Raw genomic sequence first — 15,141 nt, forward strand, 5'->3', positions numbered from 1 at the left:
CCGTCTGCTGTGACTCTTGTTTGCGGCGCTCTCCCCAAGACCTCCCCAAGATCTAAATGTTAAAAGCTGGTATTGTTGGCCTGCCCAATGTGGGCAAATCGACTCTGTTCAACGCTCTCTGTGAAAATGCCAAGGCAGAAGCGGCCAATTTCCCTTTCTGTACCATCGAGCCGAATGTAGGTCGGGTGGCGGTGCCGGACGAGCGCCTGCAGGTGCTGGGGAAGATTAGCAGTTCCGTCGAGATTATCCCCAGCCAAATCGAGTTCGTGGATATTGCCGGTCTGGTGGAAGGGGCGAGCAAAGGGGAGGGGTTGGGCAACCAGTTCCTCTCGCATATTCGCCAGGTGGATGCGGTGGTGCATGTGGTGCGCTGCTTTGAAGACGAAAATATCGTGCATGTGGCGGGTTCAGTGGATCCCTTGCGGGATATCGGGGTGATTAACCTGGAGCTGGCCCTGGCGGATCTGACCCAAATCGAGCGGCGTGTGGAGCGGGTACGCAAACAGGCGAAGTCGGATAAAACGGCGCAGGTGGAGCTAAAGGCCCTAGAACAACTACAAGCTGCTTTGGATGAAGGTAAGCCAGCCCGGCTTGTGTCCCTCAGCGAAGAGGAAGAGCTGCTGGTGAAAGGGTTGGGGTTGCTGACCCGGAAAAAAGTGATCTACGCTGCCAATGTGGCGGAAACAGACTTAGCCCATGGCAATGCCTGGGTGGAGCAGGTACGGCAGTTTGCCAAGGCTGAAGGTGCAGGTGTGGTGGTGGTTTCGGCCCAGGTGGAGTCGGAATTACTGGATCTGCCCGCAGAAGAACGGCAGAACTATCTAGACTCACTGGGGGTGAAAGAAGGTGGCTTAAAGTCTCTGATCCGCGCCACCTACGAGCTATTGGGCTTGCGCACCTACTTTACCTCCGGCCCCAAAGAAACCCGTGCTTGGACAATTCCAGTTGGGGCTACAGCGCCTCAGGCAGCCGGGGTGATTCACTCCGATTTTGAGCGCGGCTTCATCCGGGCGGAAACGGTGGCCTATCGAGATCTGGTGGCGGCGGGATCCCTGAATGCCGCCAAAGAAAAGGGCCTACTGCGCAGCGAGGGCAAGGAGTATGTGGTGCAGGAAGGGGATGTAATGCACTTCCGCTTCAATGTCTGAGCGTCAGGATACATGGGCTCCCCGCGCTTGTCGATTCCCCCATGAGACAAGCATTTGCCAGTGGCCATAGCTCGTGGTATACCTTAGCCACGCTGAAGCCACGGACGCTGGCGAACGGAAACAGCCTGCCAAGTTGGTCTGTCGGAGGTCTCCGACCTAGATCACACCTTGGTGGAAATGCCCAGCAATTGCAGGATCCCTCGTAGCGGAATCTCTACCCAATCGGGGCGGTTGTTCAACTCATACCCCAATTCGTAAATCGCTTTTTCCAGCAAGTAGGCATCCAGCAATACTTCTAGCTCCCGCAAATTGCGGGGCAAAAAGGCCGATCGCACTGGCGGGACGGAGTCCTTTTGGGAGGCCACCTGCAAATATTCTGCCAAAAAGCCCGCACATACCCAGCGGTGCCAGAACTGGGCCCATCGCATCATGGCAGCACGGTTGTCTTCATTGATCAGACCGCTCTCCAATTGTTGGCGTAGGGCCATACTCACCGCATAGTGAAAGGAGCGCAACATGCCTGCCACATCTCGCAAAGGGAAGCGTTTCAGCCGCCGTTCTCCTAAGGAGCGGGACGGTTCCCCTTCAAAATCGATAATGACAAAATCCTTGCCAGTAAACAGCACTTGGCCGAGGTGGTAATCCCCATGGCAGCGGGTGCGCAGAGCTGTAATTTTTTGCTCGAGCACCAAGCGAAAACGGCTCATAATCTCATCTTCTTGCTCCTTGACCACACGGGCTAACTTGGCTTCGGTTTCCGGAAGTTTGCGTATTTGTTTGGTGAGCAAGGGAAACACCTGCCCGGCCAAATTGCGCATCGATTGATACACCGAGCGCTGATAAAGGCTGGAAAAAGGTTCGGGGGCAAAATCTTTGTCTTCGATATCCGCCGCCAGGGCAATGTGCAGCTCGGCAGTGCGCTTAGCCAAGATCCGCACCGATTCTAGGTAGCTGCCAATGGTGGCATAGGCCAGTTCTGGTAAAGCAGATTGGGACAGCTGCAGTAGGGATCCCTGAGGCACCGGCACGGGGTCAACCTCTTGGTGGTGGATCAGCACCGTCTCGAAGTATTGCCCTAGGCTATCGAGGGTGTAGTGCCAGGCATCGCCCTCGTTGGGGATGTACTCCTGCAAAATTGCCAATGTAATTGACTTGTGGGCAGGCTCAAGACCGCGGGATCCCTGGCGGCGGCGATACTCCAGGGATCCGAGCACTTTCGGCACCTGCACCTGGGCGTGATGTTGGACTAGGTAGCGGCCAATCTCCAGTTCCGGGTTCACCCCTTCTGCAATCTTGCGGTAGAACTTGAGGATGTACTGGTTGCCGTAAACCACCGAGGTATTGCTTTGCTCCGCTTTAAGAATGCGCGGTTCCTGACTGGGGTCATACTCAAACGGAGAAAGGGTAGCGGCCAACAGTTCCCCTGAGTTTTGCCGCAGACGGCCCTGCTGAGCGATGATCTGCAGCGGAATGTGCAGGAAGTTCTTGTCGGCTAGAGCGTCGAAGAGGATCCCTGGCGGATCACCCTGAACCTGCACCGGCGCAATCACAGCTTGGGGCATTTCCAGGCGCATTTGCAGAGCGGCTTCTTGGGTGGCATAGCCCACCGGCAGCAGATAGGTTTCTGCATCCCCTTCGGTGAACTCTGTTTGCAAGATCAAAATCTGGCCGCGAAAGGAGGGATCCGCCTCCCGGTTGCAGGGAATAGCATCCACAATTTGGGCAGATTGGATTTGTCGTGCCTTGGATCCAAACCAACGGCAGCGGTAGAGGTAGTCCGCCAACACGGCCTCCACCAGCTTCTGGGCTTCCCCCTGAAAGAGGCTTTCCCAAGAGCCATTTTTGGTGGTCAGGGTGGGGATGCGCTCCAAATCTTCCGGCTTGCTATGGCTGAGGTGAAGCCGTTCCGGTTGCCGTTGCGGTTCGAGGGAAAACCAATAAAACGAATGGGGGCCCAACGTCAGGAAATAGGGCAACTGCCCAATCGGGGGAAACTCAGTGCGCCCGAAGATCTCCACCGGAATGAGCCCTTCCCATTCCGCCAACTCCAGCTCCACACACTGCACATAGCGGGAGAGGTTGGCCATCACCAGGATGCGCTCCTCTTCAAACACCCGCATAAAGCAGAGCACCTTGCGATTTTCTGGATGCAACAGCTCGAAGGATCCCTGGCCAAAAGCTTGAAAGCGCTTGCGCACCGCGATCAGCCGTTTCATCGCCCACCAGAGGGAATAGGGATTGTTCCGCTGGGCCTCAACGTTGACGGTTTCGTAGTGGTACTCGGCATCGATGACAATCGGCAGGTAGAGCTTCTGGGGATTGGCCCGCGAGAAGCCAGCATTGCGATCAGCACTCCACTGCATCGGGGTGCGTACCCCGTTGCGATCCCCGAGGTAGATGTTGTCCCCCATGCCGATCTCGTCACCGTAGTAGAGCACGGGGGTACCCGGCAACGAAAACAGTAGGCTGTTCATCAATTCGATGCGCCGACGGCTATTACCCAACAGTGGCGATAATCGGCGGCGAATGCCCAGGTTCACCCGTGCGCTCGGATCTTTGGCGTAAACCTGGTACATGTAGTCCCGCTCTTCATCGGTAACCATTTCCAAGGTGAGTTCGTCGTGGTTGCGCAAGAAGATGGCCCACTGGCAGTTGTCGGGGATGGGAGGGGTTTGTTGCAAAATATCGATAATCGGAAAGCGGTCTTCCATCTGAATGGCCATGAATAGGCGCGGCATTAGCGGGAAGTGAAAATCCATGTGGCATTCATCCCCGTCGCCAAAGTAGGCCACAGCATCCTCCGGCCACTGGTTGGCCTCCGCCAGCAACATCCGATCTTGATATTTGCGGTCGATGTGTTTGCGCAGGGCCTTGAGTAGGGCGTGGGTTTCGGGCAGGTTCTCGCAGTTGGTGCCCTCCCGCTCGTACAGATAGGGCACTGCATCCAGGCGCAGGCCATCTACCCCCATATCCAGCCAAAAATCCACTACCTCAAAGACCGCTTTTTGTACGGCGGGGTTGTCGTAGTTCAAATCCGGTTGGTGGGAATAAAAACGGTGCCAGTAGTAGGCTTTGGCCACTGGATCCCAGCTCCAGTTGGAGGTTTCAAAATCTTGGAAAATGATGCGCGCTTCTTTGTATTTCTCAGGGGTATCACTCCAAACATAAAAATCTCGCTCTGGGGTACCGGGGGCGGCGCGTCTGGCCCGTTGAAACCAGGGGTGCTGGTCAGAGGTGTGGTTGAGGATCAGCTCGATAATGACGCGGATCCCCCGTTGGTGGGCCGCCTCGAGCAGGGCTTTGAAGTCTTCTAGGGTACCGAAGGTGGGGTTAACACTGGTGAAATCTGCTACGTCGTAGCCATCATCCCGCAGCGGTGAGGGGAAAAAGGGCAGCAACCAAATGGCCGTGACTCCGAGATCTTGCAGGTAATCGAGTTTTTCCGTCAGGCCCTGAAAATCTCCTACCCCATCACCATCGCTATCGGCAAAGGCTCGCACCGGCACCTCGTAGATCACTGCGTCTTTATACCAAAGGGGGTTTTGAATCAGGGTGGTGGAGGTGGAGCGCAGAGAGGTTCGAGTCATCATTCCAAGACAAAAACAGCAGTGGGCAACTTCGCAACCATAGCTGCTGAGCAAGGATCCCCTCAAGGCATAGCCAGGTAGAAACCGTTTCAGGTTCACACCATGTTCACACCATTAAGAATCAACAAGAGTCAACAAGTTGCGATCTTTAACTTTAAAACTTAAGATTTGCCTATCGTTTTAACCACTCAAGACTCTGGGGGAAGCCCCGCTCGATTTTGGATCCCTGACGGATTCAAGGAATTGATCCCGGAAGAGCATCGGTAGGCATACACCCAAACCGTTCTCTTCTGTATCTACGGATTGCCTTTAGAACAACAATGGGATACTATCCTGGCGAACACAGAAAGCTCTCTCACGGTTCTTTCGAGGCAATGCTTCCTGAGGCTTCAACCTAGCGATGAGTTCCTGCTCTGCGCAGGCCCATGGGGTAACTGATTGGCAGAGTTTGCTTTGCTTCGATGACTAGAGGTTGTCACTCAAAAAGATTCACGACAAGACTCGGCTCTTAGGAGTTGCCTCAGATGAATCCAACTGCAAACCAACTGGCGCTGACCCACGGACATAGGTGGTGGAAAATGTTGCTCCTGCTTGGATCCCCGCTGGCGACACTGGCACTGTGGGCAGGAGCAGCAGAGGCGGCAACGATTACGGTGAACAGCCTGGATCAAGGCTCTGTAGCCGGGCAGTGTACGCTGCGGGATGCCATCGAAGCGGCCAATACCAATGCCGCAGTGCAAGGCTGCACAGCAGGGGATTCTCTTCCTACTGTTGACACCATCGATTTCAGCGTCACAGGAATCATTACCCTGGTCACTGCCTTACCGACGATTACTGAAGATGTGGTGATTGACGGGCCAGGAGCAACCGACCTAGAGGTAAGTGGGAATAATTTAGTTCGGGTGTTTGATATTGGGAATAACCTCAGTGTAGAGATTGAGGGACTGACCATCAGCAATGGAAACACTGCTGGCGACGGTGGTGGCATCCGGGCAGGTAGCGGCACCACCCTGACGGTGAGCAACAGCACCCTGAGTGGCAATAGCGCAGGAGGCGTGGGCGGCGGGATCCGTGCCGTTACCACCGCAACGGTGAGCAACAGCACCCTGAGTGGCAATAGCGCAGGCAGTGATGGCGGCGGGATCTATGCCGTTAACACCGCAACGGTGAGCAACAGCACCCTGAGTGGCAATAGCGCAAACGAGGATGGCGGCGGGATCTTTAGCCAGTATCACCGCAACGGTGAGCAACAGCACCCTGAGTGGCAATAGCGTAAACGATGAGGGCGGCGGGATCTTTGCCGATACCACCGCGACGGTGAGCAACAGCACCCTGAGTGGCAATAGCGCAAACTTCGATGGCGGCGGGATCCGTGCCAATACCGCGACGGTGAGCAACAGCACCCTGAGTGGCAATAGCGCAGGAAACGATGGCGGCGGGATCCGTGCCGTTACCGCAGCAACGGTGAACAACAGTATTATCGCTGGCAACACGGGTTCTGCCGGCAATGAAGAATGTTCCGGCAGCATCAGCGGCAGCAAGAATGTCTTTGGCGTCAGTGGCAATGCTGGTGGTTGCCCCGTGGCAGGGAACATTGTGCCAACTGGGGCTATTTCCACGGTTCTGCAGACCACCCTAGCTGCCAATGGCACCACGATCTTTGCTGGGGTTCTGCCGGGAACACCGGTTCTGACCCTGGCCTTGGTAGCCAATAGCCCCGCCCTAGAGGCCGCAGACCCTGGTATCTGTGCAGCAGCCCCTATCAATAACCTCGACCAAAGAGGGGTGACTCGTCCCCAGCCGGCTAGCACCACCTGCGATATCGGGGCCTTTGAAAGTGCTCTGACAGAACCCGAGCCGACACCGACGCCCACAGCTACCCCGACCCCTGAACCAACTCCCACCCCGACACCCGAGCCCACACCCACGCCAATCCCGACACCGACGCCCACAGCTACCCCGACCCCTGAACCAACTCCCACCCCGACACCCACAGCTACCCCGACCCCTGAACCAACTCCCACCCCGACCCCAGAATCCCCCAACCGTCCCCCGGCGGGTCGTTTGGTTTGGGATCCTGCCCGGTTGATTGTGCAAGAAACCCGGCAAGAGGGGATCCCGACTTTGGAGGTGCAGGCCAACCAGTTGCGGGGGGTAGTCTTTGATTTTCGCAACTTGGGTGGGCCAATTCGGGTTCCGGTGCAAGTGTGTGTGCTGGTGCCGGAGGGACTGGCCTTCAGCTCACCGCAACTGCCGCTGCAGGCGAGTACCCAAGTGATAATCGCTGGGGTGGCCAGCCGAGATTTCACAACACAGTTCATCCCGGCTGGGCAACCCGTTCCTGCCGCTTGTCAGGGAACCAATCGCAACGGAGCGGTGGTGGTGACTCTGCCCGATGGGATCCCGGCGGGGGTGAGTGGGTCAATCGGTTTTCAAGTCGTGTTTTCAAGTCGTTAAGCAATCCCACCCCGCTTCTGGGCTTCTTTAGGTGACACCGCTACATTGCGCAGGCCGGCACGGATCAACTCCTGCTCGATCAGGGCAAAGAACCGCTGCCGATCCCCGCCCCTCACCACCGCCAGGTGATGGGCTTCTGCCAACGCAACCGGGTAGCCAAAGCCCTTTTGCACCTGGCTCAAGACTCCTGCCAAGGCCCGCTTTAGCAACTCCTCATCCGCAGCAACCCAGGCGGGAAACTCCAGTCGGGCAATCTCCGCTTCACCCACGGATCCCTCACTGACATTCAGATAACAACAGTGGATATGGTGCTCCCCGAAGGGATTCAACACCTTTGCCCCACTGCGCCAAATCGGGCTGCGCTCTCCCGGTTGTAGCAGGGATCCCCAAAAGACCCGATCCGGCAACGGCGCAAACGTCTGGCAAGGCGGAGCCTGATCTGAGTTGCAGTAGCGGTAACATTCACAACTCAAGAACGGGCACAACCCCAGGCGCAGATAATTTACCGTCTCGCTGCTGCGGGAGACACTGATGTACCCCACCAATGGGATTCGTGCTGCTCGTAACCGTTCCAGAGCTGCCAACAGGGGATTCAACCACAGGCGTTGCTCCTGCCCAGACAACGGCTCTAATCCCCAGGGGATCAACGATCCATCTACCAGTGCCAAGGTGGTACGGCGACGGGGAACAGATAGAGCCAACTGGGCCAGCTCCTCCACTTCCGCCTGAGCCCGCCGCAAAGCCAAAACCTCTTCTGCGTCCAAACCGGAGTTTTGTTGCAGTTCCACCGAGGGGTAGAGCAACACCGGCAGGCTATCCAACAGCGGCCATTGCTGGGTGCCGTAGTGCAACACCACCCGTCCGACATTGATCAAGGAGCAATAGGCGATCTCGTGATGGTTGGGCACAATCTGGGATCCATCCGTGGCCACCACCGTGTGTCGTCCTTTCAGAGGCTCGATTTTGGGTCGGGAGTTCTCCAGCGGCTCAGCCGGGCTGGCACAGGTAAAAGATAGATGGGATCCCCAATCGACATGACGAGATTGCCAAACCTGCGGCTCCTGCTGTAAGCGTCCAAACACCTGCAAAGCCCGACGCAGACGCTCCTGGCTGGCTTTGGATTCCTGATGCAGATGCTGGGTGAGGCCGGGGATTTGGCCACTCAGTTTAACGAGATCCAACATATGCCTCCACCCCGCTGTCGCGAGAGGCTGGCAGGGCTACAGGTTCTCCCTCGGGGATCCCTTCAGAAGCAGCGAGGAGCTCTTCGAGCGGAAACTCCCCGTATACCTCGCTGCTGTTGTTGGGGCTCTCTTGCAAATGCACCCGATGCAACCGTACCCCCAGCTCCCGCACCGGCAAAGTGAGCAACTGCTGGATGCGCAGGGCGATATTCTCAGCAGTGGGCACCACCCGGGCAAAGTATTCGATGTCTTTGTTCAAAAAGGTGTGGTCGAAGGGCTTCACCACCCAGTGGTCAATCACCTGCTGCAAGGCCACCAGATCCACGACCATGCCCGTGCGTGGGTCGATGGATCCCTTGACGGTAATCTCTAGGCCGTAATTGTGGCCATGGCCGTGGGGACGCGCACACAGCCCGTAAATCTCGCTGTTCTCCTCTAGGCTGAGGTGATCCAACGCCAATCGATGGGCGGCGCTGAAATGGGTGGCCACAGTTAAATAGGCTTGCATCTCTTCTCCTTGATAGTCGGCCCAAAGCTCAGGATCTTCATACAAACGAATGCTCGTCAGGGGCAACGCATCGGCCAAACGCTGCCAAATCGCATAGGCGATAAACTCAGTGGTCGGCAGGGTTTGAGCAAACTCTGGCCACGCCTGGTTCAGATAGGCAAAGTTGAGATCTTGCAGCACCCGTTGTCGCAAAACCTGTTTCACATCCGATAGGTTCAAGACCATGCCATACGCATCGACTTCCCCCTGCAGGCCCACCTGCAACACATAATTGTGCCCGTGACCAGGAAAACGGGCATTTGGGCCAAATCGGGCAAAATTTTCAGCCTCTGAGAGCTCAGGCAGCCAGTAACGATGGCTAGCGGCAAATTGCGCACGGCGATAGATCGTACAGGTTCTAGGCATGAGTTGATCATGATCAAAGGGATCCGCTCTTTTAGCATAAACCTCAGACTAAAATCTTTGTTAAATCCGGTCGAGGGAACAAAAATCGGGTTGGATGGAACTTATGATCTGATCCCTCAGTCTAAAGAGCGACAGCAATGCCATTCCAGGGACTCCGCCCCTCTAATGTCAGCAGAAAGCCTCTCTTCTCCCTCAAGGGTGATACGCTATTGAGCATGAGTGAGTCTTACCTGAATCACCCCACTTTTGGTCTGCTCTACAGCCTGTGTCAGGTCAATGAAAGCCAGGCTCTTTTCACGACCCTTTACGCCCAAAGGCTGTTTTTTCGGGTTTATTTTGGATCCCTTGAGAACGCCACAGACTCACAGAATGTGGGTGCAGAAGAGCTGGTCTTCGATCCAATTAGCCGCAACGAGGCCCGCCAGTTAATTGAAGAACAGATGCGCCTGATGCGCCGGGCCGCCCGCAAAGATGAGCTAGAGCAGCTACAGCTCATCTACAAGCAAACCTTTTCCTGAACAGAGGTTTTCTCGTGTTCCGGCTCAAGACTTTCCCCCCTTAGGCAACAGGCTAAAGCTAAAACTGGGAAAGAAAGCGCAGATCACTGGTGTAGAACAGGCGGATATCCTGAATGCCGTGTAGAAGCATGGCCATGCGTTCGATACCGATCCCAGCGGCAAACCCGGTGTAGCGCTCTGGGTCGTAGCCCACCGCCTGAAACACGTTCGGATCCACCATGCCACAGCCAAAAATTTCCAGCCACTTCGAGCCAAAGCGCACGTCCATCTCTGCCGAAGGCTCCGTAAACGGAAAATAGCTGGGGCGAAAGCGGGTTTCCCGTTTACCCAACAGACGGGTGATGAACTCGTTCAGGGTGCCTTTGAGGTCAGAGAAGGTGAGGTTTTCCCCCACCGCCAAAATTTCCATCTGGTGAAACACGGCGGAGTGGGTGGCATCGACAGTATCGCGGCGCATCACTCGTCCGGCATGGACAATGCGCAGTGGCGGTTGGTGTCGCTCCATATAGCGCACCTGTACTGAAGAAGTCTGGGTGCGCATTAGGTAGCCGTTTTCCAGGTAAAGCGTATCCTGCATGTCCCGCGCTGGGTGATCGGAAGGGGTATTCAGGGCCTCGAAGTTGTAATACTCCGTCTCGATCTCGGGGCCATGCACCACCGTATAGCCCATGCCCACAAAGATATCCAGCATGCGGTCGATGGTGGCCTGTAAAGGGTGGATCCGCCCCAAGGGACGACGGGATCCCGGCATGGTGACATCCAGCCGCTCCGCCTCTAAGCGCTCTAGCAGTTGGGCTTCGCTGAGGGCTTGTTTGCGCTGATCCAGACTGGCTTGCAAAGCCTCTTTGAAGGTGTTGGCCAATGCACCGATCACGGGTCGCTCTTCGGGGGGCAACTTCCCCATTCCCCCCAAAATTTTGGAGAGCTTGCCTTTCTTGCCCAGGTAATCAATGCGCAACTGTTCCAGGGCCTCGAGGTCAGTGGCTTGCTCCACTTGGGCGAGCGCTTCGCTTTGTAGGGCGAGAAGCTGATCTTGCATACAGTCCAATCCCGATAGTGCTACGCACCTCGCAACGCGAGAGCGCAGGACAGAATTCTCAGTCTCCAGCCAAGCTGGAAGCGACTTCTACAAAAGTATCACAGGCCCTGACCGGATTTGGGACTCTTCCCTTTTCAGATGGGCCTGAGTGCAAAACAGGGATCCCTCTAACTTTGGGTTTGGGGAGCCGCTTCTGGCAACAGACAGCCCATGGCATCGCAGCCGGCTGGCCCTTCTGTATTCAAAAATCCACGGTCGTAGCGCATCAGCGCCCCGAAAAAGTCATTGGTTTGCCGACGGCGTAAGACTGCTGCCGAGAGTTGCTCGTAGGTGGCTTTGTCGATCTTCTCGAAGGGTAGTCGGGGAAACGGAGCATCAAAGCGGGCCAACAGGGCGGCACTCATGTACCCCTCATCCTCCCAAATAGCCTCGAAAATACGGGATCCCAGAGCTTCCACCTCGTCTTCCCGCAGCTCGATGGTGGCGGAGGTGTTGTGGGTGGTGTAGTGCTTCTGCACTTGCATGTAAAAGTCAAATTGGGCTAGGGCAGAAAACTGCTCGATCTCGATTTGATCGGCACCGGGCAAATTGGCCCAGGGCACCTCCACCGGCAGCTCCACCAGCCACTCCGTACAGCGGGGGTCGAAGGGATCGTTGAGAAGATTGCCATTTTCATCTTTGTCCGATTGTGAAGGCACGATCGAGTAGCCGTATTCCAGACAGGCCAGGGCCACCGGATCGTTTTTGCCAAAGGTAATCCGCCGGATATAGCGCTGCGCTTTGGGAGGATGCCAGCCAGGGGCTGCCCCTGTCAAGAGAGACTTGGTTCCCGCCGGTTGCACGGTGGTACAGCGGTTGGGTCGGCGCAGGCCGTGGCGATCGCAGTAGTCCCAGACGGTTTGGTGCACCACTTCTCGCCAACGGCTGAGGTATTCTTGCTCTTTCTGCTTGAAGGTGAGGCCGGTCATGGTTTCCGGTCGCCCCTCCTGCCACCAGCGCAACCAATCCACCCCAAAGGCTTTGACAAAGAAATCAAACAACCCAGTGAAGGACACCCCCACAATTGGATCCCATTCCCGCGAGCGCTGGTAACGGGGTTCTTGGAAGCGATGATTGAGTAGGGCCGCTACCGCCAATGCCCCAGCGGCGAAGGCTTCTTCTTGTTCTTTGGTGTTGTACGGATCGATCTGATTCAGATGAATTTCAGACAAGTTACAATGATAATTAGATCCAATTATTTCCCCACAGGGATTCAACCCATAACGATTGATCCGATCTTCTAGCTCTTCCTCACTCAGAGAAGGATCCCGTTTTCGCAACCAATCTTTGGCAGATCCGGCCTCATAAGCCCTGAGAAAATCGGATTTTTGATCAGGAGGGATCAGATCACAATTGGCCCGTGCCACCGCTTCGCCCGCCCACTGAATGGCCCCTTCCCCGGAGTAGAACTGCTTGCGCACCGCCTCGATGGTTTCTTCTAGGGTTGGTTTGCGATGAAACACACGGGTATGATTGGCCATGCGCAGAGCATCTCGTTCTGGATCGATACGCCAATTGCCCTTTTCGTCCTGTTGCCAGAGGTTATCTTTGGCATTGGAGCCGAGCAAATCTTCCCCATCAAATTGACGCATACCGGCACTGCGCCTAATATTCCCGGCCACGATACAAGAAGCTGCCTCATCGATCAGCAAACAACATTCGACGGAGTTCAGTTGTCGACCGACAGCTTTGTTCAGAATGGCCGCGCACCGCTCATATAAAGTAGGCAATTTAATCGGGTTAGCTACTCCCCCAAACCCCTTGAGAACTTCACCAGCAGGCCGCACATCACTTAGATCGACCGTCAGTTGGATTTCACCACCAAAACTGGGATCCGAGGCTAATTCCATCAACACCTGATAAGAATCTACCCAGCCGCGGCGGCTATCCCCCACCTGGATGTGTACCTGGGATCCCTGCCGGTGAACACGGGTTTTGTCCTGACGTTCACTAGCAGGAGTAGTGCCGATTTCTCCGGTAATTTGAATGTGCAGACGATTAACAATGGCCGGCAGGCGATTGATGAACTTGGGTTCCAAAACAGCGCCGGTGCCACAGCCCATCATGGCCAGATCCATCATCAAACCAAAGGCTTGCCAGTCGATGACGTTGGTGCTGGTGCAGTTGTAGGCTCCCGAGAAGTTTTCCGGTTGGTGAATCCAGTCGGTGCCCATCACCCACAGGGCACGGCCTGAGATCAAAGCCTTCAGTTGCCGCTGCATGCGGTTGATCAAATTCTGTTCTTCTGGGGTGAACTGGCCTAGCTCGGTGATGTCCGTCAGGGTGCGATCGCAAACCTCGTTCCAGGTTTCTCGGCCTTTGTCGGTTTGGCGACGACTGTAGGTGCGGTAAAAAACGGGGTTGGCCGCCGGGGCTGTTTCTGGAAAATCGCCATTGCTTAGGGATCCCAATACCTCAGCAGAATGCGCCTCTTTGCTCTGAACCATACTCACACCCCTCCTGCGATGACGCTCCGCACCCTGCGGAGCACGATAGACTTAATCCTTTGCTTTTGACCATCCGTGAACCACCCCAGACCGAGAGGGCCGCTTGCAGGGATTCACCCAACGCGATGCCCATCAGGCTATCACAATCCTCAAGCACCGGATGTCACGGGTAGTGTCGTTCTTTGTGCATTTATTCAAGATCCTCTAGGGATAGAGCAAGCCAAATTCGCTCCCCGCCTTGATCGCATCTTTTCGAGCTAAATGCCCCACAGGGATCCCGAGTAGATTCTGCGATTCCCTCCAAAGGTTTGTAGATCCGGCAGAGTGAGCAGAGAAACAACAGGAGGGCTACAGTGGAAGAGAGATGCCACTGGGACTAAGTTCATTCGGCGGTGGAAATTGGCAGTGGAAGTTCGCAAATTCTGGGTCGGCCTCCTGCTGCCCCTCCGGGTTGTCCCGAGAAGCAGATTGGGCTGCCATTTGCCCATGATGCGATACCCCGTGTGCAGCACAAGAAGGAGTTTTGATCACCATGACCAGTCGCCTGCGCATCGGTAGCCTCTGGGGGATCCCGTTCTTCATTGATTACAGCTGGTTCCCGGCGGCCCTTTTGCTCATGCTCTCTTATGGGGTGCTGACCGCTTTGGGGCTGTTCCTCTCCATACTGGCTCACGAGCTGGCCCACAGCCTGGTGGCACGCGCCCACGGGATCCGCGTCAACTCCATCACCCTGTTCCTTTTTGGGGGTATGGCTGCGATTGAGAAAGAAGTCCCGCATCCGCTAGGGGCTTTTCAGGTGGCGGTGGCTGGCCCTCTCCTCAACTTGAGTTTGTTTGCCATCCTCAGCTTGGCGCTGGCTTGGGCAACTCCAGAAACCCTGCTGTCCTCCACATTAGCCAGTTTGGCCGCCATCAACCTGACGCTTGCCCTACTTAACCTGTTGCCGGGTCTACCGCTGGATGGAGGGCAAATGCTCAAAGCTGCCATTTGGGGTATGACTGGGGATCGACAACGGGGCCTGATTTGGGCAGCTCGAGTCGGTCAGTGGATTGGTTTTGGCCTGCTGGGGTTAGGGTTGCTGGTGGTGTTTGCTGGCAGCCTGAATGGCCTGTGGCTGGGGTTGATTGGGTTGTTTATTTTGAACAATGCCCGCCGTTACAGCCAGTACGCTCAGCTGCAGCAGGTGTTGAGCCGGTTAAAAGCTGGGGATGTCATGACCCGCAACTTCCGGGTTTTGGATGCGGGTATGAGCTTGCGAGAGTTTGTGGATCGCTATGTGGTGCCCTCCTCCCTGAAAAGCGAGCCGGAAGGAGCCCAACCGGAACCTAAGATCTATTTTGCCGAAGAAGATGGCCGCTATCGGGGGTTGGTGAGACCAGAGTTGCTCAGCGATATCGAACGCAGCCAATGGGATCACCTCAGCCTCAAGGCGATCCTGAAGCCGATGGAGCAACTGCAGGGGGTGCGAGAAGAAACCCCCATCCCACAAGTGATTCAGATGATGCGCCAGTCGGAGCCGCGCCGAGTCTTGGTGTTGACCCCTACCGGAGCCATTGCTGGGCTGATCGATCGGGGGGATGTGGTGGCCATGGCCGCCCGACAGTTGGGGGTGATGCTGCCGCAGGAGGTGGTGCAACGCATTCGAGACAGCCCAGAGTGGCCCCCAGGCTTTCAAGCGGAAGAAGGACTAGTTAGCGAGGGATCCTCTCCCAGCTTGTCTTTGCAGGGATCTCCAGACCTCCAGAACAAGTCTTAACAAGTCTTAACTAGACACCAGACAGGGATCCTTAAACACTAGATGAAAAGTGA

General features: G+C 56.0%; 10 protein-coding genes. 5 read left to right on the top strand and 5 right to left on the bottom strand.

Translation table 11 applies throughout. From position 1 onward, the window contains the following. Positions 1–56: 56 nt before the first annotated feature. Positions 57–1,148 (top strand): redox-regulated ATPase YchF, encoded by a 1,092-nt coding sequence (gene ychF, locus L1047_RS03430; RefSeq protein WP_235277371.1) that lies wholly within the window; start codon positions 57–59, stop codon positions 1,146–1,148. 161 nt (positions 1,149–1,309) lie between these two features. On the opposite strand, the gene treS is transcribed toward ychF, so the two are convergent. Then, the gene (gene treS, locus L1047_RS03435) at positions 1,310–4,735 is read right to left on the bottom strand and encodes a maltose alpha-D-glucosyltransferase (RefSeq protein WP_235277374.1); all 3,426 of its coding nucleotides are present in this window, start codon (positions 4,733–4,735) and stop codon (positions 1,310–1,312) included. Between the two features lie 524 nt (positions 4,736–5,259). On the opposite strand from treS, the gene L1047_RS03440 reads away from it, so the two are divergent. Continuing rightward, positions 5,260–6,006, top strand: a complete 747-nt coding sequence (locus tag L1047_RS03440; RefSeq protein ID WP_235277375.1) for a hypothetical protein — start codon at positions 5,260–5,262, stop codon at positions 6,004–6,006. Further along, positions 5,942–7,192: a choice-of-anchor Q domain-containing protein gene (locus tag L1047_RS03445; protein WP_235277376.1), complete on the top strand. Its 1,251-nt coding sequence runs from the start codon at positions 5,942–5,944 to the stop codon at positions 7,190–7,192. The genes L1047_RS03440 and L1047_RS03445 overlap by 65 nt, the downstream gene beginning before the upstream one ends. On the opposite strand, the gene L1047_RS03450 is transcribed toward L1047_RS03445, so the two are convergent. Further along, on the bottom strand, positions 7,189–8,376 hold the full coding sequence (locus tag L1047_RS03450; protein ID WP_235277377.1) for a DNA double-strand break repair nuclease NurA: 1,188 nt from the start codon (positions 8,374–8,376) through the stop codon (positions 7,189–7,191). The two genes, L1047_RS03445 and L1047_RS03450, sit on opposite strands and share 4 nt — an antisense overlap. Next, positions 8,360–9,289: a 6-carboxytetrahydropterin synthase gene (locus tag L1047_RS03455; protein ID WP_235277378.1), complete on the bottom strand. Its 930-nt coding sequence runs from the start codon at positions 9,287–9,289 to the stop codon at positions 8,360–8,362. Before L1047_RS03455 ends, L1047_RS03450 begins: the two co-directional genes overlap by 17 nt. A 215-nt stretch (positions 9,290–9,504) precedes the next feature. On the opposite strand from L1047_RS03455, the gene L1047_RS03460 reads away from it, so the two are divergent. Next, entirely contained in the window at positions 9,505–9,807 is a 303-nt protein-coding gene (locus L1047_RS03460; protein ID WP_235277379.1) for a PipX family protein, read from the top strand. Positions 9,808–9,865: 58 nt separating this feature from the next. On the opposite strand, the gene pheS is transcribed toward L1047_RS03460, so the two are convergent. Next, entirely contained in the window at positions 9,866–10,846 is a 981-nt protein-coding gene (gene pheS, locus L1047_RS03465; protein WP_235277380.1) for a phenylalanine--tRNA ligase subunit alpha, read from the bottom strand. 167 nt (positions 10,847–11,013) lie between these two features. Beyond that, positions 11,014–13,332, bottom strand: a complete 2,319-nt coding sequence (nrdJ, locus tag L1047_RS03470) for a ribonucleoside-triphosphate reductase, adenosylcobalamin-dependent (protein ID WP_235277382.1) — start codon at positions 13,330–13,332, stop codon at positions 11,014–11,016. Between the two features lie 532 nt (positions 13,333–13,864). Between nrdJ and L1047_RS03475 the strand changes: the two genes are divergently transcribed. After that, positions 13,865–15,088 carry a site-2 protease family protein gene (locus tag L1047_RS03475; protein WP_235277384.1) on the top strand — a complete coding sequence of 408 codons (1,224 nt, stop codon included), beginning with the start codon at positions 13,865–13,867 and terminating at the stop codon, positions 15,086–15,088. The last annotated feature ends 53 nt before the right edge of the window (positions 15,089–15,141 follow it).

Source organism: Synechococcus sp. Nb3U1, assembly GCF_021533835.1.
GTDB lineage: Bacteria > Cyanobacteriota > Cyanobacteriia > Thermostichales > Thermostichaceae > Thermostichus.

Excerpts from the sequence above, each read along its gene's own strand:
- ychF (WP_235277371.1), top strand. The coding sequence starts at position 57 with ATGTTAAAAGCTGGTATTGTTGGCCTGCCCAATGTGGGCAAATCGACT.
- treS (WP_235277374.1), bottom strand. The coding sequence starts at position 4,735 with ATGACTCGAACCTCTCTGCGCTCCACCTCCACCACCCTGATTCAAAAC.
- L1047_RS03440 (WP_235277375.1), top strand. The coding sequence starts at position 5,260 with ATGAATCCAACTGCAAACCAACTGGCGCTGACCCACGGACATAGGTGG.
- L1047_RS03445 (WP_235277376.1), top strand. The coding sequence starts at position 5,942 with ATGGCGGCGGGATCTTTAGCCAGTATCACCGCAACGGTGAGCAACAGC.
- L1047_RS03450 (WP_235277377.1), bottom strand. The coding sequence starts at position 8,376 with ATGTTGGATCTCGTTAAACTGAGTGGCCAAATCCCCGGCCTCACCCAG.
- L1047_RS03455 (WP_235277378.1), bottom strand. The coding sequence starts at position 9,289 with ATGCCTAGAACCTGTACGATCTATCGCCGTGCGCAATTTGCCGCTAGC.
- L1047_RS03460 (WP_235277379.1), top strand. The coding sequence starts at position 9,505 with ATGAGTGAGTCTTACCTGAATCACCCCACTTTTGGTCTGCTCTACAGC.
- pheS (WP_235277380.1), bottom strand. The coding sequence starts at position 10,846 with ATGCAAGATCAGCTTCTCGCCCTACAAAGCGAAGCGCTCGCCCAAGTG.
- nrdJ (WP_235277382.1), bottom strand. The coding sequence starts at position 13,332 with ATGGTTCAGAGCAAAGAGGCGCATTCTGCTGAGGTATTGGGATCCCTA.
- L1047_RS03475 (WP_235277384.1), top strand. The coding sequence starts at position 13,865 with ATGACCAGTCGCCTGCGCATCGGTAGCCTCTGGGGGATCCCGTTCTTC.